At 69.2% G+C, this 14,520-nt stretch carries 17 protein-coding genes and 1 pseudogene; 7 read left to right on the top strand and 11 right to left on the bottom strand.

Annotation, left to right across the window (positions count from 1 at the left end; genetic code table 11):
• Positions 1 to 274: 274 nt before the first annotated feature.
• On the bottom strand, positions 275 to 1,429 hold the full coding sequence (locus VM685_RS02815; RefSeq protein ID WP_325458595.1) for an acyl-CoA dehydrogenase family protein: 1,155 nt from the start codon (positions 1,427 to 1,429) through the stop codon (positions 275 to 277).
• 143 nt (positions 1,430 to 1,572) lie between these two features.
• On the opposite strand from VM685_RS02815, the gene VM685_RS02820 reads away from it, so the two are divergent.
• On the top strand, positions 1,573 to 2,139 hold the full coding sequence (locus tag VM685_RS02820; RefSeq protein WP_325458596.1) for a GAF domain-containing protein: 567 nt from the start codon (positions 1,573 to 1,575) through the stop codon (positions 2,137 to 2,139).
• Positions 2,140 to 2,212: 73 nt separating this feature from the next.
• Positions 2,213 to 2,425 carry a hypothetical protein gene (locus tag VM685_RS02825; protein ID WP_325458597.1) on the top strand — a complete coding sequence of 71 codons (213 nt, stop codon included), beginning with the start codon at positions 2,213 to 2,215 and terminating at the stop codon, positions 2,423 to 2,425.
• Positions 2,426 to 2,462: 37 nt separating this feature from the next.
• On the opposite strand, the gene VM685_RS02830 is transcribed toward VM685_RS02825, so the two are convergent.
• Both VM685_RS02830 and VM685_RS02835 read right to left on the bottom strand, forming a co-directional pair.
• Complete coding sequence (locus tag VM685_RS02830; protein WP_325458598.1) at positions 2,463 to 3,761, bottom strand: OmpP1/FadL family transporter; 1,299 nt, start codon at positions 3,759 to 3,761, stop codon at positions 2,463 to 2,465.
• Between the two features lie 483 nt (positions 3,762 to 4,244).
• Positions 4,245 to 4,826 (bottom strand): ATP-binding protein, encoded by a 582-nt coding sequence (locus tag VM685_RS02835; RefSeq protein ID WP_325458599.1) that lies wholly within the window; start codon positions 4,824 to 4,826, stop codon positions 4,245 to 4,247.
• 59 nt (positions 4,827 to 4,885) lie between these two features.
• On the opposite strand from VM685_RS02835, the gene VM685_RS02840 reads away from it, so the two are divergent.
• Positions 4,886 to 5,062, top strand: a complete 177-nt coding sequence (locus VM685_RS02840) for a hypothetical protein (RefSeq protein WP_325458600.1) — start codon at positions 4,886 to 4,888, stop codon at positions 5,060 to 5,062.
• Between the two features lie 571 nt (positions 5,063 to 5,633).
• Here the strand turns inward: VM685_RS02840 and VM685_RS02845 are convergent.
• Positions 5,634 to 5,792: a hypothetical protein gene (locus VM685_RS02845; protein ID WP_325458601.1), complete on the bottom strand. Its 159-nt coding sequence runs from the start codon at positions 5,790 to 5,792 to the stop codon at positions 5,634 to 5,636.
• A gap of 997 nt (positions 5,793 to 6,789) precedes the next feature.
• Between VM685_RS02845 and VM685_RS02850 the strand changes: the two genes are divergently transcribed.
• The gene (locus VM685_RS02850) at positions 6,790 to 8,016 is read left to right on the top strand and encodes an alpha/beta hydrolase (RefSeq protein ID WP_325458602.1); all 1,227 of its coding nucleotides are present in this window, start codon (positions 6,790 to 6,792) and stop codon (positions 8,014 to 8,016) included.
• A gap of 189 nt (positions 8,017 to 8,205) precedes the next feature.
• Here VM685_RS02850 and VM685_RS02855 read toward each other — a convergent pair whose 3' ends face one another.
• Both VM685_RS02855 and VM685_RS21005 read right to left on the bottom strand, forming a co-directional pair.
• A complete protein-coding gene (locus tag VM685_RS02855; RefSeq protein WP_325458603.1) occupies positions 8,206 to 8,589 on the bottom strand; it encodes a response regulator in 384 nt (127 codons plus the stop codon).
• A 267-nt stretch (positions 8,590 to 8,856) separates the two neighbouring features.
• Positions 8,857 to 9,249, bottom strand: a complete 393-nt coding sequence (locus VM685_RS21005) for a DUF6894 family protein (RefSeq protein ID WP_414693334.1) — start codon at positions 9,247 to 9,249, stop codon at positions 8,857 to 8,859.
• 174 nt (positions 9,250 to 9,423) lie between these two features.
• Between VM685_RS21005 and VM685_RS21010 the strand changes: the two genes are divergently transcribed.
• Together VM685_RS21010 and VM685_RS02865 are read left to right on the top strand one after the other, a co-directional pair.
• Complete coding sequence (locus VM685_RS21010; protein ID WP_414693335.1) at positions 9,424 to 9,606, top strand: DUF6894 family protein; 183 nt, start codon at positions 9,424 to 9,426, stop codon at positions 9,604 to 9,606.
• Positions 9,607 to 10,535: 929 nt separating this feature from the next.
• Positions 10,536 to 10,715: a hypothetical protein gene (locus VM685_RS02865; RefSeq protein WP_325458605.1), complete on the top strand. Its 180-nt coding sequence runs from the start codon at positions 10,536 to 10,538 to the stop codon at positions 10,713 to 10,715.
• Between the two features lie 170 nt (positions 10,716 to 10,885).
• Here VM685_RS02865 and VM685_RS02870 read toward each other — a convergent pair whose 3' ends face one another.
• Complete coding sequence (locus tag VM685_RS02870; RefSeq protein ID WP_325458606.1) at positions 10,886 to 11,071, bottom strand: hypothetical protein; 186 nt, start codon at positions 11,069 to 11,071, stop codon at positions 10,886 to 10,888.
• Positions 11,072 to 11,598: 527 nt separating this feature from the next.
• On the opposite strand from VM685_RS02870, the pseudogene VM685_RS02875 reads away from it, so the two are divergent.
• Positions 11,599 to 12,128 (top strand): annotated as a pseudogene (locus tag VM685_RS02875) (iron-containing redox enzyme family protein).
• 121 nt (positions 12,129 to 12,249) lie between these two features.
• Here the strand turns inward: VM685_RS02875 and VM685_RS02880 are convergent.
• Genes VM685_RS02880 through narI form a run of 4 tightly spaced genes read right to left on the bottom strand, consistent with a single transcriptional unit; the run spans position 12,250 to position 14,517 of the window.
• The gene (locus VM685_RS02880; RefSeq protein WP_325458607.1) at positions 12,250 to 12,462 is read right to left on the bottom strand and encodes a hypothetical protein; all 213 of its coding nucleotides are present in this window, start codon (positions 12,460 to 12,462) and stop codon (positions 12,250 to 12,252) included.
• Positions 12,459 to 12,779 carry a hypothetical protein gene (locus VM685_RS02885; protein ID WP_325458608.1) on the bottom strand — a complete coding sequence of 107 codons (321 nt, stop codon included), beginning with the start codon at positions 12,777 to 12,779 and terminating at the stop codon, positions 12,459 to 12,461. The genes VM685_RS02880 and VM685_RS02885 overlap by 4 nt, the downstream gene beginning before the upstream one ends.
• Complete coding sequence (locus tag VM685_RS02890) at positions 12,773 to 13,729, bottom strand: peptidylprolyl isomerase (protein WP_325458609.1); 957 nt, start codon at positions 13,727 to 13,729, stop codon at positions 12,773 to 12,775. Before VM685_RS02890 ends, VM685_RS02885 begins: the two co-directional genes overlap by 7 nt.
• Positions 13,726 to 14,517 (bottom strand): respiratory nitrate reductase subunit gamma, encoded by a 792-nt coding sequence (gene narI / locus VM685_RS02895; protein WP_325458610.1) that lies wholly within the window; start codon positions 14,515 to 14,517, stop codon positions 13,726 to 13,728. Before narI ends, VM685_RS02890 begins: the two co-directional genes overlap by 4 nt.
• Positions 14,518 to 14,520: the final 3 nt, after the last annotated feature.

Consider the following 14,520-nt stretch of genomic DNA (forward strand, 5'->3'; position numbering starts at 1 on the left):
CCAACCACACGCCGCAGAACATCCGCGACGCGGTGCAGCGGCTGAGGGACGCCTACGAGGTCGGCCACGCCGAGTTCGAGGCCCTCAACAGCGAGCCGGAAACCCTGCGCGCCACGGCCTGAGCCGCGTCAGCAGCCAGTACGACGAAGGGCCGGGCGGCGACCTGGTGTTCCGCCTGAACGACGAGGACGAGGTGCGCCCCCCTTCTCGGGGGTGGCGTGCGCGGCGGGATCCTGCCGCCCTCAGCGCGACCCGAGCAGCGCTCGCCCCTCCCCTAAAACGGCGGCAGCCCCAGAACGGTGCGCCCGAGCCAGGTCTTGAGGATATGGGTGGTGGGGCCCATCACATGGGCCGCCTGGGCGTCCCGCAGGAGCCGCCCGGCCTTGCCGTGCTCCTCGTAGCCCCGCCCGCCGAGAAGCATCATCGCGCTGTTGGCGGCCGAGACGCAGGCTTCCGCCACATCCACCTTGGCCGCGAACAGAGCCGCATTCGCGCCCGGCGCGCCGGCGTCCCAGAGCCCGGCCGCATGCGCCACGAACTGTCGGGTCCTGGCCACCAGCCGCCAGAGATCGGCGATCTGCTCCACGAGCAGCGGCTGCGCCATGAGCGGCTCGCCCGTGTGCACGTGAACGCGCGCCTGGAGATGCGACACCGCGGTGCGGAGCGCCGCCTCGGCGAGCCCGAGGTAGACCCCGGACATCGCCACCAGGAAATAGGGCGCGACCACCTCGAAGACATACCAGTCCTGGTCGCCCTCAGTCCCCAGCAGGTTTCCCGGCGGCAGCGTGGCGCCGTTCAGCATCATGCGGCGCGAGGAGTTCCCGCGCATGCCGAAACCTGCCCAGGGGGGGCCCCAGTCAAGCCCCGGCGCGGTGCTGTCCACCAGCAGGCAGGTGAAGGTGCCAGGGTCGATCTGCTCGTCACGCAGCACGGCGGACACGACATAGGAATCCGCGTGGCCGCCGTTGGTCACGAAGCTCTTCTCGCCCTGCAGGGCGAAGCCGCGGCCGGTCCGGCGGAAGGTGGTGCGCGGCAGGTAGAAGTTCGCCCCGGTCCCGGGTTCGCTCAGGGCGAGGCTGGTGATGTGGCGCCCCTGAGCGATGGGCGCCAGGTACCGCTGCTCCTGGAACGGCGTCGCCTTGGCGGCGATCACCGCCGTGCCGACGCAGTGCATGGCGTAGCACATGGCCGAGGACGAGCAGCCGACGGCGAGTTCCTCGGCGATCCGGGCCAGCGCGGCCAGGCCCAGCCCGTGTCCGCCGAGCCGCCGTGGCACGTGGAGCCCCAGCAATCCGGCGGCGGCGATCGCCTGCAGCTGTTCCGCGGGCCAGAGCGCCTCCGCGTCCGTCTGCTCGGCGCGCGGCGCCAGAACCTCGGCGCTCAGGGTTCGCGCGCGGAGGACCAGCGCCTCGACGGGATCGTTCGGCACGCGGCGGCGCTCCTCCAGCTTCCGGGCAGGTCCCCTTAGACGCCGGGGCGCGGCGAGTCATCAGGCTTGCCAGGGCCGCTCCGCCGGCCGTGGCGGATCCGAAGCAGGCCGCTATACTGGCCCGCTCTGGAAAAGAGGCCCGCGTGGACCAGAGACTTGCGGAGCGCCTTGCCGCTCGCCTGAGCGAGAGCCCGGCCCTGACGGCCGAACTCCGGTGCGCCGACGACCTGGAGGCGCTGCTCGACGGGCTGCTCCGCATCGTGGAGCACGAACTCGGGGGCGACATGCTGACCTCGATCCTGCTTCTGGACGAGACAGGGACGCGTCTGCTGCACGGTGCGGCGCCCCGCCTGCCGGACTCTTACAGTCGGGAGATCCACGGCGTAGAGATCGGCCCCAGCGTGGGCTCCTGCGGCACTGCGGCGTATCTGGGGCACCCGGTCTATGTCGTCGACATCGCCCGCGACCCCCTCTGGACCGACTACAGGGACCTGGCGGCCGCGCACGGCCTGGCGGCGTGCTGGTCGACCCCGATCGAACGCCCGGGGGGCGACATCCTGGGCGCCTTCGCGGTGTATCATCGCCAGTCCCGTGGGCCCTCGATGGACGAGGTCGACGCCATCGGCCTCGTCTCAAGGATGGCCTCGCTGGCCATCGAGCGCTTCCGGGCAGGCGGAGCATTGGTCCGGGACACTGCCACGGCGCGCTAGCGCCTCACGGGTGCTCCTGGGGTCCTCGGACGGGCGGCGGAACCCGCGGGAGCCGCCCGAAGTTGCCGCTGGCATGAGCAAGCTCGATCCCGACCACCTCTACGACGAGGGCCTTCAGGTGACGACGGAGGGCGCCGCCGTGGTGATCCTGGGCCCTGACTCGGTGGCGATCGCCCTGACGCCGGCGGCCGCCCGGCGCTCATCCGCCCGGCTGCTCGACGCGGCCGCGACGGCGGAACGCGCCGGGGGTCCCCCTGCTCCGACGCTGCCCATACAGCAGGAATGAGCCGCGCGGCGACGCAACCCCGACGCGTCGGCGGCGGCTAGAAACGGGTGCGGACGGCGATCCCGGCGGAGAGCTCCTGCCGGTCGATGTCGCCGCGGATGCTGGCGGCGGTGGCCGCAGGGCTGCCGGCGTAGAAGTCGAGGTCGCGCCGCAGCCCGGCGTCGGCGAAGTCGGCCAAGGCCAAGGCGACGTCCAGGTCCAGGCTCGATGTGGCCGCGAAGGTCGCCCCAACCGCCCAGGTCGTGCGGTCGGCGTCCGGCACGCCGGGCTCGCGCATCAGGTCCGGCGTCGGCGTCGGCTCGTGCGCGAGCCCCGCGCGCACGGTCCAGGCCGGACCCGCCCGCCATTCGAGGCCGGCGGCGAGGCTGGTGGTGTCGCGATAGGCCTGCTCGATGGCGGCGCTCTGGCCGGCGAAGCCGAGCTCGATCTGGTCGTACCGGCTCCAGCCGTTGCGCTGGACCTGGGCGTGCACGGCGAGCGACGGCGAGGCCTGCCAGCGCCCGCCGAGCGACACCACCCAGGGGGTGGAGAAGGCAACCTGCGCCGGCGCATCGAAATTGGCGGCGGCGAGCGGCCCGCTGAGGCCGGTCATGCGAAGCTGGCCGTCCAGTTCCCGGCTGATCGCAGCGCGGTAGCTGAACCCGAGGGTCAGGTTCTCCAGACGGGCGAGCCCGCCCACGGCCCAGCCGATGTCCCACCCCTTCGCGGTGAGCTGCTGCCGGGCGTCCGGGGACGCCGGGGCGAGGTTGGGCGAGGCGGCGTCGAGCGCGGCCCGGGTCTCCTGGGCGTCGATAGCGAGGCCAAGGTCGAGCCAGGGCGTGGCCTGCAAGGCCACCGCGCCGCGCACCTCCGTCGTCTCGATGCGGTTGCGGTCGAGGTCGTACCGGACGAAGCCGTCGGCGGGATATTCCAGCCGCAGGTGGAACGGCTTGGTCACCGCCAAGCCCACGGCCAGCCGCTCCCCCACCGGGGCGGAAAACGCCAGGACCGGCGCCCGGAAATCCTCCGCCGGATCCTCAAGGCGAGCGGCGCCGCCGACCGGGCCGGTCGGCTGGCCCGGTCGGGTGATCGTCGAGCCGCCGTCGGTCAGCGTCAGCTGCGTCTGGCGGAACATGGCCCCGGCCGCGGCCTGGCGCTCCGTGCGCGCAAGGGCGGCGGGATTCCAGGCCAGGACGTCGGCGCCCTCCAGGGCGACCGCGCCGGCGTTGGCCATGCCCATGGCGCGCACCGAGAGCTCCGGCGTCTGGAAGCCGCCCGCCCGAGCCTGACCGGCGGCCGCGAGGGCGATGGCGGCCGACAGAACCGATCTTCCGGCTGAAGAAAGGGCGGAACTCAAGATCTCAGCTCCCGGTGCAAGTTTATCGCTGCCGCGACTTGTGACGTGGAGGCATTACCACGGTGTTTATCGTGTAGGCTCATCAATGCGGGGGATGAGGAATTCCGTAACCCCAGCCGCCTATTGAGATGATCGGACCGGCGAAGTGGAGATCAAGGGACGTGGCGTTGCTTCTCATCGGGGGCGGTATGCTGGCGCTTACCCTCGGCGTCATGGCGCTCATGGCGCCTGCCCGCCGCCGTCGACCGGAGGAATCCGCGCCAGACGCCGAAACCGCCGAAGACCCGGAGCCCGGGTCCCCGCCCGCGTGACCCGGGCTCGCCGAGCCGCAACCTACTCCAGCCTGAACGGCCTTGTGAGGAGGCGCCGCCCGCGTCCAGCATACCGGTGCGCACGGGGGCGTTGCTCCTGCAGCCGGGGGCGTAGAGCAACTTAAGGCGAGGGCCGCGGCCCGCCGGGCGCGGGACGGGGCCGATCGGTCCCCTAGCCGGCGCCGCGGGGAGGCTCCATGTGCAGCCTGACCGTGAGGCCTTCCCTTCGCCAAGCGACCTCAAGGCTGGCCTGCAGCTGGCTGGGGAGGGCCTTGAGCAGGCGCGATCCGAAGCCGGCCTGCCCGGGCCCCTCCACCGCGGGGCCATCGGTCTCCCGCCACGTCAGCTCGAGGAGGCCCTTCTTCGACGCGCGCCAGCTGACCTGCACCCGGCCCGCGTCTACGGAGAACGCCCCGTACTTCACCGCGTTGGTGGCGAGTTCGTGGACGATCACGGACAGCGGCTGCACCTGATCGGCGGCGAGAAGCAGGTCCTCGCCCTCCAGGATCCGCGGCGCCCGTGGTCCGGAAGCCGCTCGGTGACGAGGGGTCGGTTCCGCCGCGGAGGAATGCGCCGCGAGAGGGAGCCAGAGCTCGAACGTTGAGCCCACCGCCAGTCTACGCTGCAGCATCAGGGCGCCGCCGAGTTGCCCCACGAGGCCGTGCACCATCGACAAGCCCAGCCCGGTTCCCTTGCGGATCGCCTTGGTGGAGAAGAATGGCTCGATGGCGCGGGCCAGGGTCTCTTCGTCCATGCCATCCCGGTGTCGGACGCCGTGAGCCGCACATAGGCGCCCGGCGGGAGACCGCACCGGTGGCCGGTGTCGACGTCCACGGGCGCGGCGGCGATGGTGATTTGACCGCCGTTGGGCATCGCGTCGCGGGCGTTCACCGCCAGGTTCAGCAGCGCCATCTCGAGCTGGTTGGCGTCAGCCCGGGCGGCGGGCAGATCCGGCGCCAGGTCCAGCAGGATCTGAACGCGGGGACCTGAGGTGCTGGCGAGCAGATCGATCATCCCTTCCACCAGCGTGTCGACCGCGACCGCCGTCGGCTGGAGCGGCTGGCGCCTTGGGAAGCCATGTGACACGTGAAGACGTGGAGAACGCCATGGAGGCTGCAACCAGGCGCACTGGTCGGCGGCTGAACAAAGCTGTCATATTGTTCGCGTTGCTCGTCCTGGCGGCGCAGCTGCTTGTCAGCCTTGGCTAGAGGGGCGGCCCAGGTGTCAGAGCGGCACAGCAAGAGCCGAGCCCGCAACCGCACCATAAAGCTCCCAGCGCGAAGCCAAGGCGCGCATCGCGAGAACGGCCACCCGCCGCACAGCTTGGCCTCCTGGGAAGCAGATGAGGGTATCTAGCGCGCTCCGCCGAAGGGATTGACCCCTCGCCTCCCTCGGGTCACTTGCGACCCTGAGGGCGCTGAGCCCAGCTCCGCTGGCTAGATTGCACCGCGCGTGCGATGCACCTAGGCCCCTCGCCGTAGTGTCGCACCGAGGGTGTCGAAACTCGGCGGCTGCTGACGCCGTCCGACATCGCCCCAGCAATCACCGACAGGACTCCTGGTTAGATGCCGCGCCTCTTTGCCACCGTCGCAGAGGCTTCCAGCTCACGCCAAGCCTTCGCGATTTTCTCAAGCTCATCGCGCACATGCGGGTCTTGAGCCCGCAGGGCTGCGCGTTCAGCTTGCTCCGCATTTTCCCGATATTCAGCGACACGATCCATGTCTCGGTGTGCGCGAGCCAGGCGATGCAAGCAAGGGCGTAGCAGCGTGCCAGGAGGGGCGAGCCCTCCGCAGGTTCCGCCGCGCACGAGCAGACTGGGTTTGCCGTAACCTCGTTGCAGCGTCTTGAACGGAACGCGCGCGCCCCCGATCAGTTGAGTTCTCTTGGACGGGCTTCGTCACGTCGGCAATCCCCGCCGTGGATGCCCTGGCCTGCCGATAAGCCATACGGGCAGCACGATGCTCCAGACTCACTCGGGCACAGTGAAGCGGTCACCGAACGGGGTGCTGTACGAACTCTATCGAACCGACGGACGCGCAATGCTCTACATCCCCGAGATACGTAGCTGGGAAGTGAACGCCCAGCGGCTCCCGGGGAATAGACACGCGCTCGTGGACTGGCTGCCCAAGCCAGGGATCGACCCTCAGGGAGCTTAGGCGCGAATAGCCGGGAACAGCGGTCGTCCGCGCATCGCTAGCCCCCGCCAGACGGGCGCGCGTTCTTGACGGCTCGCCCTGCTACGGCGTGCAGTTGCGCGCGAGGCTCGGCGCACTCGGGATGAGACGCTCCGGTCGAAGAGACAGCTGGCGCCCCAATCGAGCCTCGGCTCCTGATGATCGCCTTGCGGTACGCGGGTGAGCGGCGCGTGCGGGCGCCGGCCCCGGCAGGACGAGAAAGAGAGCGCTAGTCGCGGACGTTCACTCAACAGGCTCAGAGCCTGGTCCGGAACGACGCTCCGCCGGCCCCGGCGCCAGGTCGTCTTCGGGCGCCTGTTCGGGAAAGTCCCAAAGTCCCCTTCCATGCTCCCTCAGAAGCGAACACCCAGCCAGTTCCCGCCTCTCCCAGCGGAGAGCGGTAACAATCCATGCCACCGGGCTTGCAGTTGCGCCTCCATGCAGGCGGCACGCCACCTCCCGCGACCAACGTCGGCTAAGGGTGGTTAGGCGGAACACCGGCGCGGCTGGCGGGTTGCCTCTGCCCAGCAGGTAGGACCAGCCATGCCACTTCTCTCGATCATTCGCTTCTTCACCACGCTCCTGTCCCTCCTGGTCCTTGGCGCGGCCGGATATCTCCTGTGGACCTGGTACCAGGGGGAGTGGGTCCGCGATGCCGTGGGCGTGCCGCGGACCGTTCGGGAGGACTGGCGGCTCTGGGCGGGTATGGGCCTGCTCGCATGGTCCACCCTGGGCCGTTTCCTGGTTCTTCCGCTGATTGCCCGCGGTGACCACCGACCGACCGAACCGCGGCGCGGCAATGGCCACGAAGTCAACGGGGCGAACGGCTCGAGCCTGTATGTGGAGCGACACGGCCGTGCGGATGGGCCCCCGATCATCTTCACGCATGGCTGGGGGATGGACAGCACCTTCTGGTCCTACGCGAAGGAGGATCTCGGCGACCGCTTCGATCTCACGTTCTGGGACCTGCCAGGGTTGGGTAAGAGCCGGGCGCGCCACATCGGCCTTCCGGCTTTCGCGGCGGATCTGGCCACGCTGCTCGAGGCGTCGGGCCGGCGTCCGGTCGTCCTCGTTGGACACAGCATCGGCGGCATGACGATCCAGACCCTTGTGCGGGACCGACCGGAGCTGGCTGAGCGCATCGCCGGGGTGGTGCTGCTGAACACCACCTACACCAACCCGCTGCGGACGATGATCTTCAGCGGCCTGCTGCGCGCCCTCCAGAAGCCGGTCATCGAGCCTGCCATGAAGCTCACCAAGATCCTGCATCCGCTCGTCTGGCTGTCGAAGTGGCAGAGCTACCTCAGCGGCTCGTCACACCTCGCCCACCGCTTCGGGTTTGGGCGGTACGTGACGCGCAGCCAGCTGGAGCACGTGACGCTGCTCTCGACCCGCAACCCGCCGGCGGTTGAGGCCGCGGGCAACCTCGCCATGCTGCACTGGGACGCCACCGGCGCGATGACCAGCTTCCGCCGACCGGTGCTGGTCATCGGCGGTGACATGGACCTCGTCACCAAGCTCGAGGCCAGCCGCGAGATCGCGGACACCTCGCCCAAGGGCGAACTCCACATCGTCCAGGGCGTGAACCACCTCGGCCCCATGGAGCGTGCGGACCTCTACAACCGCCTCATCGCCGACTTCGCGCTTGCGGTGCAGCCCGCCGCATCTGCGGATCTGCCGCGCGACCGCCCGCAGGGCCCATCGGCCGGCGCCGACTGGCGCATTGACGGCGACAATCCAGCTATCTCCCGCGGCGCGGGGCCCCTCTAGCGCACCCAGGTCGGGGCGGCTGCACAAGCCCGACTTAGGATCGCCGCCGGCGCGGGATAGCTATGGTGCGCAGTGGCCACGCAGGTGAGTAGCACGGGTTCTGGAGCCCTTTAGGCCGCGAAACGGAGCTCTGGAAGCTCGCCAAGGCGCGGTGGACGTGCAGAGGCTTGGAGATCCCTGCTGAACTATCTAGGCCGGCGAATTGGAGACGTTGATCAGCCCGGAGATGGCGATGACGATCTGACATGGCGCAAAGGGCTTGGGCACAAGGACGCTACCCGGCACGCCCTGGGAGGTCCACTCAGCCTCGCTGTCACCGCTCACGTACACTACCGGCAAGCCGGGTCTCTGCTCCCGAACCTTGCGCGCAACGGCCCACCCGTTGAGTCCAGGTCCCAGCCGAATGTCTGTCACCAAGGCGACAAACGCCGGGTCGCTGCCGAGCCAGGCCAGGGCTGCGTCTCCGGAATCTACCACAACGACCGCGAACCCCACTTCTTCAAGCGCCGACTCCACGAGGTCAGCTACGAGAGCTTCGTCCTCCGCCAACAGCACGAGCGGTCTTTCCGTCATTTGAGGCTTCCCGCGGTGCGGCTGGATAGGCCATGCCACCTGGATGAATCCCACTTCTGATCAACGCTCGGCAGGCGCTTTGGCCTCCGATCCGCCAAAGAAGTTCTCGGAAGCTGCCGCGAGGGGGCCGTTGCGCGGGCTATCGTCGAATGGCGTAGGTGCGCAGCGCCAGACGCAACTGAGAGCTACGAGTTCGCTGGAGCCCTGTAGGCCCCGCTGCCCTCCTTCACGCGAGAAGCAGCCGCTTCGAAGGTCAGCCGAGGGTGGCTAGCGGCCACTGCCGCCTTCGTCGCGTGATGGGCGTGCCCCGGTCGCGACTGGACCTTCTGTAGCGGACAAGATGAGGCTCAACACCGTGAGGCCCCGCTCATCAGTCACGGTCATCTCCCACTCGCCGGTTTTCCAGAATTCGACCTCGTGGGCGAGAAGCAGCTCGGTCATGGATCGAAGCGCAATTCGTCGAGCCCCGCCGATGTCCGGCAGCTCGACGCCTTCCTTGTCCGGATAGCTGCGCCCGTCGCGTTGGTGAAAATGAAATCGAGGCATAACGGCACGCCCAACCAACTCATGCCCACGGCGGTTGCAGCCAGCAGCAGTTAATGTCGGGAACCCGACGCCGAGCTTGGCTTTGTGCCGATTGCGCTTGGGTCTAGCGGACATTGGCTCACGCGTGCCTCTCGGCAACTTTCAACGATTGCAGTAGGTTGATGTTCGTCCGGGGACGAGCCTCGTTCGAGGAGCCCCAGATGCCCCGCTACTTCTTCCACTTCGGCGAAACCCCGAGCGGCGTGGACAGCCGGGGTCAGGAACTGCCTGACCACAACACCGCCCCGCATCGAGGCTGTCCGCCTCCTGGGCGAAGTGCTGAGGGACAAGGCGGGAGAGTTCTGGGACGAGCAATCAATGAAGCTCATCATCACTGATGACACAGGCCTGATGCTCTTCGTGCTCGACGTTTCCGCGATTGAAGCGCCCGCTGTCACTCGTCTGCGAACAGGTCCTAGATCGATCGGCTGAGCCTATGCGGGGCTTGGGGTGCGGACGTTCTGGACGTCTGCGATGGGTCGATAGCGGAACTTGGCTCTGCCACCAGAAGCTGACCTTCAGCCGAACCTAGCGCCGGAACACTGCCTACGAGCGTAGAAGGGGCAGCGCACGCAGGCACCCTGCACGGTCAAGGAGAGTTCGCGCCAGCGCTGCTCCATTTCTCGCCGCTGCAGTGAGAGGCTGATCACCCCATCTCGGCGTGCCCGATACCCCGTGGCCGCCGGGATTCGCTCCATGATCTGCCGGCATTTGCTCGTCAGTCTTTTGACGGAGCGAGAGCGCCCTTTGGCTCCGAAAGCGAGACCGAACCGCATTCCAATGATTACGTCCGCGACGTCGACCAGCCGTTGAGTGTCGGAGGGTGCCATGAACGATCTCCTGCGCTGCGCTTGAAGGCAGCGGAAGCGGGCTCCCAATTTGGTGGACCGACAAGCGCCAGGACCGGACGGTGACTGCTAGGTGCCTCACGCCAGACGGCAGCCCAGCCCCCGCACATGCCCCCGTCGGCCATTTCGGCCGCGCCGGTCCGCCTGTGCAACCGACTGACCAGCGAATACGCATCGAGGGTCACCGAGTCCTACTCGTCGAACTTGAGGATGTACTCTCCGGGTTCGTCCTGCTCCATCTATTGCGCACCAGTACAAGGAGCTACCGCTGGACGGACGACGGCCAGCGGAGGCCCCGGCGGCGTGACGCTCACGCTGCTGCCTTCAGGAGCCCTCTTGCCCACTGCCCCGCGGGCTCGCGGCCCGCAAGCCTGGACCGACCGCGCCAAGGCTTGCCAGCTCTCGGCGCAGTTGAGTTCTGGCGTGCGGCCGGAAACAAGACGGCGGACGAACGTCGTTCATTAATTTGATCCCGATCGTGTTCTTCAGGCGGATGCGACCGATGCTTGCAGGATGCTGGCTGTCTACGAGTTCTATGTCGCCGAGCGGAGCCGACAGCTGCGGTTCGTACCCGTGGCCTGCCGTTCGGCACACGAGCTTGTCACGCGCGCCCGGGAACTCCTGGAGCGGGACAGCGCGGAGTTCGTCGAGGTTCGCGAGGGGGCCTCTGTGCTGTTCAGGCTCCTGAACTAAACAGCCACTGGCGGAGACCGACGGATCCGCCTTGGAGCGTGCGCGTTGCAGGTGGTGCGCATCTGCGCAAGACAGTTCCCGGCGTCGCCCTCCTCAGCCTCGGTCGCGCAGGCGACCGAGGTCTTCTTGTGCCTACAAAGGGCGATTGTGCGGCGAGGCGCGCCACCCGCCTACTCCTCCTGACGGAGCTCCCGCATGTTCAGCTCCGCCACAAGACTTCCCTTGTGCAGGATCTCTACGGCGTGGCAGCTGCGATGCTCCCGCAGCCACTTCCGAGCTATGGCGGCCACCGCCTCGGGGCTCGGCGCTTCCACCAGCTCGACATGCGGTGAAGAGCCGTCCAGCCGACGGCCCACCAAGGTATAGAACGGTTCGGCGGACACACCCGACCATAGCTGCGGCGGACGGTTGTGTCGACGCTCCGACACTTCCCCCTCGGGTCGGAACCACAGTGCCGGTCAGGCTTTTCTGAACAGCAACCTTGTCCATGACGGGCCTCATGCTCACGTGCCTCGGCGTTTGCACGCCGGCCTTCCCAACACCGCAGATGCTGCACACGGGCCTGGCCCAGTGGAACCGCCGCCGCCTGGCGGTGGCGACGCCGCACGAGGACTGGCAGGGCGAGCTCAGCGCCAACCAGCGGATGCTGCGCCTGGAGGGCGCCTTCGTCGAGGCCTTCCGGGCCCACGTCCAGCCGCTGGTCGCCGACGTCCCCTCCGATCCGGAGGGCTTCATAGCCTGGTTCGAGGCGCTGAAGGACAACGGTCCCGGCCAGTACGACCCCCTGTTCGCCTGGCTCGAGGCCGACGCCGACCTCGAGCAGATGAAGTGGTTCCTTACCCAGGAGGCCGCCGGCGAGGCGGGCTTCGACGACCTCGTGGCCATGACCCAGGTGAAGCTGTCCGCCCGCCCGAAGATGGAGCTGGCCCGCAACTACTGGGACGAGATGGGCCGCGGCCACATGGGCGGCATGCACGGCCCGATGCTCGACCGCACGGTCCAGGGCCTGGGCCTGAAGCCGACCATCGAGGGCACCTGCTGGCAGTCCCTGTGCCTGGCCAACACGCTCACCGCCTTCGCCACGACCCGCCGCTACGCCTATCAGTCGATCGGCGCGCTCGGCGCCGTGGAGCTCACCGCCCCGACCCGGTGGGCGCCGTGGCCGAGGGCCTCAAGCGCCTTGGTTGCCCGCCGGAGCAGCGCAAGTACTTCGTCCTCCACGCCCAGCTCGACATCGAGCACTCCAAGGCCTGGAACGCCGAGGCCCTGGTCCCGCTGGTCGAGGAGAACCCGGATTGCGCGAAGTACATCGCGGAGGGCGCCATCATGCGCCTGGTGGCCGGCGAGCAGTGCTTCGAGAGCTACCGGGCCCACCTCTGGGCTAGCGCAAGCGTCGCCCACGCAGCGGAATAGGCGCACTGGGAAAGCGAGTTCGGGGACGGGGGAAGCTCGAGGTCCGTTCTCGCCAAAGTGGGAGGGCGAGTTGCTACGTCCACAGCGTGGGCGCTGTCCGTTGTGGTTCTTCGACGGCTCCCTAGAGCACGAACCAGATCGTCAGCAGGATCAGGGCGATGGTGACGACCGCCCAGAGGGTCGGCCAGACCGCCGGCGCCCCCTCCTTCACCGAGACCTTGGCGAGCGGTTCGCTGCCGTGCATCTCATCCGAATAGCCGCTGTCGACGGAGCGCTTCAGGTCCGGGTTGAGCCCCGGCCTGTCGCCGCCGCCCGTGGGTTCGGAATTTGTCATGAGGGCTCCCTTTCCGTCTCCGGCTCCTCCGCCGGCGCTGGACCGGCCTGGGCGAGCCGCCATTCCAGCATGGTCTGCAGGCAGGCCCAGCCGGCGTCCTGCCGGTCCCGCAGCCGCGACATGAGGTGCGTCCAGTCCTCGGCGCCCGCATAGTCGGCGAAATCGGCCACCGCCATCCGCAGGAAGTCCCCGGGCGCGACCTGCTCGCGCTCCGCCGCCGCCGCGAGCTTCCGGCCCAGCGGCTCGGGCAGGGCGGCCAGGTCCAGCGCCGCCGCCGACCGCCGCGAGGCGGCCAGGAGTTCGCCCAGCGTCAGCATCCGGTCCCGTCCGCGCAGGAGCCGAAGCCGGCGTCGGGGGGCGTCACCTGCACGCCCTCGATCTGCGCGGCGTCGGCCAGTTCGGCCACGTACTGGGCCGCGCCGATCGCCCAGGCGCGGGCCTCCAGCATGTCGCGGATGCGGTCATGGACCACCTCGAACGGCAGGGCGCGGCCGGGGATCTTCCGCTCCAGGCGCACCACGTGCCAGCCGAACCGCGAGCGGACCGGCTCGGCCCGGGTCTCGCCCTCGGCGAGCGCCTCGATCGCGTTCTGCACCTCCTCCACCAGCTCGCCGCGCCGGATTTGGCCGAGCGAGCCGCCCTGGTTCTTGGTCGGGCAGGCCGAACGCGCCGCGGCGGCCTCGGCGAAGGCGGGCCGGCTGTCGCCGACGAGCTCGATGATCGCCCGCGCCTCCGCCTCGGCCTCGGACCAGGCCGCGGCGTCGTCGCCGCCCGGCTCGATCAGGATGTGGGCCGGCTCGAACAGCGTCGGGGTCACGAACCGCGCCTGCAGCCCCTCGTAGACCCGGCGGCATTCCTCGTCCGACGGTTCACCGGGCTCGACAGCCGCCTCCAGCGCCTGGCGGACCAGGCTCTCCTCGGGGGTCTCGTAGCGGCCGTCGCCGACGGACTCAGGATCGGGGGTGAGGCCCCGGACCCGGGCGTCGGTCAGCAGCAGCTCGCGCACCACCAGCGCCCGGGCCGCGGCCTCCCAGGAGGCCTGCGCGTCGGCCCCCGGATGGTTCTGCGTCTCCTGGGCGATCGCCTCGGGCTCGATCTCCACCCCGTTGACGCGCACGACCGGCATCAGCGGCCGGCCCACGGGCGCGCCGCCGCATCCGCCGCGGCTGCTCCTGGCCGGTTGCGGCGGCGGCTCCGGGGCCGGCGGCGGGGGGCGCGGGGCTGCGCCGCCGCGCGAGGTGGTGAGGACGAACCGCACGTCACTCATTGGCTCTCCTCCACGGCCGCCCGCTGGACCACCGGGCCGCCGTAGCTGGGGGCCGAGCCCGCGACACCGTGCGACAGCGAGGCCGGCTGCGGCTGCTTCACCGATCCGCGCGTGCGGACCAGCTGGTAGCCCGGGCGGATCAGGAAGAAGAGCGGGATGCTCCAGATGTGCACCAGCCGGCTGAACGGCGTCACCAGGAAGAGCGTCAGGCCCAGGATGATGTGCAGCTTGTAGACCAGCGCCGCGTCGACGATCAGGTCGGCGGCGTTGGGATTGAAGGTCAGCAGGCCGTTGGCCCAGCCCATGAAGAGCAGCATCTCCTCGCCGTTCAGGTGCTGGATCGTCCAGTAGGTGGTGGCGAGCCCGAGCGACAGCTGCAGCCAGAGCAGCAGGAGCACGGCGATGTCCGTCCAGTGCGAGCTGCGCCGGATGCGGGCGTCGAACAGGCGCCGGTGCAGCAGGAGCGTGGCGCCGATCCACGCCATGATCCCCGCCGCGCCGCCGACGATCAGGGCCGCCCGCTGCTTGAAGCCGTGCTCGATGCCGATGGCGTCGAAGACGTTGATCGGCGTCAGCAGGCCCACGAAGTGGCCGCCCAGCAGGACCAGCACGCCCATGTGGAAGAGGTTGGAGCCCAGCATCATCTGCTTCCGGCGCAGGAACTGGCTGGACTGCGAACGCCAGGTGTACTGCGCCTTGTCGAAGCGGAAGATGCTGCCGACGATGAGCACGGTGATGGCGAGGTAGGGAAACCAGCCGAAGGCGAGTTGATTGATGAAGGCCTGCATCGC

The organism is Phenylobacterium sp. (assembly GCF_035539035.1).
Classification (GTDB): Bacteria; Pseudomonadota; Alphaproteobacteria; order Caulobacterales; family Caulobacteraceae; genus Phenylobacterium.

Excerpts from the sequence above, each read along its gene's own strand:
- VM685_RS02825 (WP_325458597.1), top strand. The coding sequence starts at position 2,213 with ATGAGCAAGCTCGATCCCGACCACCTCTACGACGAGGGCCTTCAGGTG.
- VM685_RS02835 (WP_325458599.1), bottom strand. The coding sequence starts at position 4,826 with ATGGACGAAGAGACCCTGGCCCGCGCCATCGAGCCATTCTTCTCCACC.
- VM685_RS02845 (WP_325458601.1), bottom strand. The coding sequence starts at position 5,792 with ATGGATCGTGTCGCTGAATATCGGGAAAATGCGGAGCAAGCTGAACGC.
- VM685_RS02850 (WP_325458602.1), top strand. The coding sequence starts at position 6,790 with ATGCCACTTCTCTCGATCATTCGCTTCTTCACCACGCTCCTGTCCCTC.
- VM685_RS02855 (WP_325458603.1), bottom strand. The coding sequence starts at position 8,589 with ATGACGGAAAGACCGCTCGTGCTGTTGGCGGAGGACGAAGCTCTCGTA.
- VM685_RS21005 (WP_414693334.1), bottom strand. The coding sequence starts at position 9,249 with ATGTCCGCTAGACCCAAGCGCAATCGGCACAAAGCCAAGCTCGGCGTC.
- VM685_RS02865 (WP_325458605.1), top strand. The coding sequence starts at position 10,536 with ATGCTGGCTGTCTACGAGTTCTATGTCGCCGAGCGGAGCCGACAGCTG.
- VM685_RS02880 (WP_325458607.1), bottom strand. The coding sequence starts at position 12,462 with ATGACAAATTCCGAACCCACGGGCGGCGGCGACAGGCCGGGGCTCAAC.
- VM685_RS02885 (WP_325458608.1), bottom strand. The coding sequence starts at position 12,779 with ATGCTGACGCTGGGCGAACTCCTGGCCGCCTCGCGGCGGTCGGCGGCG.
- VM685_RS02890 (WP_325458609.1), bottom strand. The coding sequence starts at position 13,729 with ATGAGTGACGTGCGGTTCGTCCTCACCACCTCGCGCGGCGGCGCAGCC.
- narI (WP_325458610.1), bottom strand. The coding sequence starts at position 14,517 with ATGCAGGCCTTCATCAATCAACTCGCCTTCGGCTGGTTTCCCTACCTC.